The following is a 1635-nucleotide window of genomic DNA, read 5'->3' on the forward strand; positions in this document are numbered from 1 at the left end:
CTGGGTGTCGTAGGCTTCGAAGGCTGGGAGGGAGAAATGTGGGTGCTGGACCGTTTTGAGGAATAGAAACTGATGAAAACCCTCAAGGAAGTGGATATCGCCCGGATCAGTCAGGGCAAAGGGTGGCATGAACTGGGCGAAGCAGAGCTGAAAGCCCTGGAAGACATCGCTTACTACGGGAGCACCGGGGCAGGAGTCCGCGCCCAGAACATCCTGAATGCCTTTTACGGGTCGGGGCACTACCACGAGCCCATTCTCCCTACTGGCCTACAAGCTCTATCCACACCGGGCAGTAACCGGGCTGAAACCACCAAAGCGCCCAAAGTGCCGGCTCAGGTACAGGCATTTCCTAACCCTGCCCGGCAGTCAGTCACCTTCCGGTGTACTTTGCCGGAAGGCACAGAACAGGCGGAGCTTAGCATACAAGACGTAAACGGGCAGACAATAGCCGTGCTGCCCATCGTGCCGGGCCAGGCGACGGCCTCCTGGGACAGCCGGCCTTACCCCGCCGGGCTGTACTTTTATACCCTTCACCTGCCCAATCATCGTTTAGCGACCCAAAAATTGGTTATCTTACGGTAGGTTGAGCAACCCCCGGCGCACTACTTTCGCCGGGGGTGCTCGCCCGAGCAAAACGCACCGGGTGAAAGCCTTGTCAACGCCCAAGATTAGTGCACCCGGTGAGAACACCCCTCGCTACACTCCCTTCGCCGGGGGTGCTCTGGTCTGACAAATGCAATCTGCTGTACATATTTATTACATTGTCAGGCACTCAAAGCCCTCAATGTTCATTATTTTGCTAAAAATTACCCTATGCCACTAAGAATACTCCTGATTTTATTGGTCCTCAGCAGCGCTTCCTTGCTGCCTGCACAGGAGGAGTCTTTCAATAAGCGCTATTACTTTGGTTATGCTGCGGCTATTATCAACGGGGTCTACCCTACAGACAGTTGCATTTACATCACCGGGCTGGCCGCTGATACCATTCCTCCCTTTTATCCTTCAGGCTTATTTTTTGCTAAGCTGGACCTGAATGGGGAAGTCGAACATACAGCTTTTGCCCATCCGGAAGGGCAGATTATTGAAAACTGGAGAGGTGGGCTGAAGGCGTTTGGTGAAGGTTTTCTTACCAGCGCTATGATTAGGGATACCAATTTCAGGGCGGCTTTACTTTTCTTAGATTCAATAGGTCAAACTACAAATGTAATAGATTTTCAGAGTTTCTTTCCTCCACATGACCAGTCTTTCTTAACTACCTATGAACCCATAATTGGCGTCAATTCTACAATACTATTGCCTACTTATGACCGTAATCCTCAGGGAATTAATAACACAGAAACTGTACTCCAATTATTTAGTAAAGAGGGGGAATTAATTTGGCGGAAAAATCTTGGTGTTTTTGATTTGTGGGATGCGCCAGTTTCTGCAAGTGCTACGGGCAGTTTTTTTGTAATTGGAGAATTACATGCCAATTTTAATAAGGTCAACAAGAATTATACTTACCAACACCACATCTACGCCATCGACACCCTCGGCAACGTCCAATGGAACTACCTCAGCCCGGTTGATGAGCTGCTGAGCGAACAAATGGCGATCCACGCGGAGCCGGACGGCAGCGTTATTGCCGTCTGTTTT

At 50.2% G+C, this 1635-nt stretch carries 2 protein-coding genes; both read left to right on the forward strand.

Annotated features, from left to right (window positions below; all coding sequences use genetic code 11):
* The first annotated feature begins 72 nt into the window (after positions 1-72).
* Positions 73-582: a T9SS type A sorting domain-containing protein gene (locus RIC19_RS04710; RefSeq protein ID WP_350177139.1), complete on the forward strand. Its 510-nt coding sequence runs from the start codon at positions 73-75 to the stop codon at positions 580-582.
* A gap of 231 nt (positions 583-813) precedes the next feature.
* On the forward strand, positions 814-1635 hold an 822-nt coding region (locus tag RIC19_RS04715; RefSeq protein WP_350177140.1), incomplete at its 3' end, for a hypothetical protein.

The organism is Phaeodactylibacter sp., assembly GCF_040219495.1.
Classification (GTDB): Bacteria; Bacteroidota; Bacteroidia; order Chitinophagales; family Saprospiraceae; genus Phaeodactylibacter.

What these genes read in the sequence shown, in the direction of transcription:
- RIC19_RS04710 (WP_350177139.1), top strand. Translation starts at nt 73, where the DNA reads ATGAAAACCCTCAAGGAAGTGGATATCGCCCGGATCAGTCAGGGCAAA.